At 64.6% G+C, this 1,358-nt stretch carries 2 protein-coding genes; both read left to right on the forward strand.

From position 1 onward, the window contains the following. A partial coding sequence (locus UN64_RS21595) for an FAD-dependent oxidoreductase (RefSeq protein WP_216352808.1) occupies window positions 1-832 on the forward strand: 832 nt, incomplete at its 5' end. Continuing rightward, window positions 819-1,199 carry a heavy metal-responsive transcriptional regulator gene (locus tag UN64_RS21600; protein ID WP_245802091.1) on the forward strand — a complete coding sequence of 127 codons (381 nt, stop codon included), beginning with the start codon at window positions 819-821 and terminating at the stop codon, window positions 1,197-1,199. The genes UN64_RS21595 and UN64_RS21600, both read left to right, overlap by 14 nt. Window positions 1,200-1,358 lie beyond the last annotated feature (159 nt).

Genomic DNA, 1,358 nt, shown 5'->3' on the forward strand with positions numbered 1-1,358 from the left:
GGCCACCTCCGCCGTCCAGGCGCGGCGCGAGGGAGCCGACAGCATCATCGAGCTTCAGACACGCGACGGCGATCCAGCCGGTGAGGTGGCAGCAGACGTCGTGATCTTCGGTACCGGCCGCACACCACGCACCGAAGGACTCGGCTTCGAACACGCTGGCGTAACCCTCGGCGACCACGGAGAAATCCAGATCGACGACCACTGCCGCGCCGGCGAAAACACGTGGGCCATCGGCGACGTCACCGGCATCATGCCTTTCACCCACGTCGCGAAGTACCAAGGCCGGATCGCCGCCGACGCCATCCTCGGCCGACCCCACCCGGCCACCTACGACGGCATACCGCGTGTCGTATTCACCGACCCCGAAATCGCCGGCGCCGGACTAACCCAGGAACAGGCAACGAAGCAGGGCATCCGCACCATCGCCACGGAACTGGACCTCGCCGACGCCATCGCCCGACCCTGGACCTACGAGCAGGACCCCCGCGGGCACCTCGGCCTACTCGCCGACGCCGACCGGAAGATCCTCATCGGAGCCTGGGCCGTGGCCCCATGGCCGGAGAGTGGATCCACCACGCCTCCCTCGCCATCCGCACGCAACTGCCGATCGACACGCTCCTGGACCAGGTCGCCCAATTCCCGACCTACCACGAGGCCTACCAGGTCGCCCTCGAACAACTCGACCTCACCCCCTAACCGGGTCGAGAAACGTACAGGCGGGAGCACGAAGGAATTGGCACACCACAAAGACCCCCATCACCTTCGTGATCTTCCAGCAAAATGGAAGATTACGGAGTCTTTCGAGAACGAGGTGAAGCATGCGTATCGGTGAAGTAGCGGCGGCCTCCGGCGTGACGACCAAGGCCTTGAGGTTTTACGAGGAGCGAGGGCTCCTGCCGCAGGCCGACCGAGCCACCAACGGCTACCGCGACTATCCAGAGGACACGATCGTCAGGCTTGAATTCATCCGGCGCAGCCAAGTTGCCGGCCTCACTCTGGCCGAAATCCTCGACATCCTCCAAATCCGGGATGCTGGCACGGCGCCGTGCGGCCACGTGCGTGATCAGCTTGCCGAGCACCTGACGAACCTGGACAGGCACATCGCCGAACTCACCGCGCTCAGAGAAACCGTTGCCGGCCTTCACGGTAACCGCGGCGGCCGGCGACCCCGCTCAGTGCAATGCCGAAGTCATCTGTAGCTACCTTTGATCATCGGCACATCCACAACCAGACGTTTCAACGGAATCACTCAGCGACGACGGACCGCAATCCATAAGCCGCACCGCCGGCAGACGTAAGCCGCGCCATCCGCCAACGCGTGCAACCTGCTCAACGGCAGACGCCGCCACAGCACGAAC

This window comes from Fictibacillus arsenicus (assembly GCF_001999465.1).
In the GTDB taxonomy this organism is placed as follows: domain Bacteria; phylum Bacillota; class Bacilli; order Bacillales; family Fictibacillaceae; genus Fictibacillus; species Fictibacillus arsenicus.

Coding starts and splice junctions, on each gene's coding strand:
- UN64_RS21600 (WP_245802091.1), top strand. CDS start 819: ATGCGTATCGGTGAAGTAGCGGCGGCCTCCGGCGTGACGACCAAGGCC.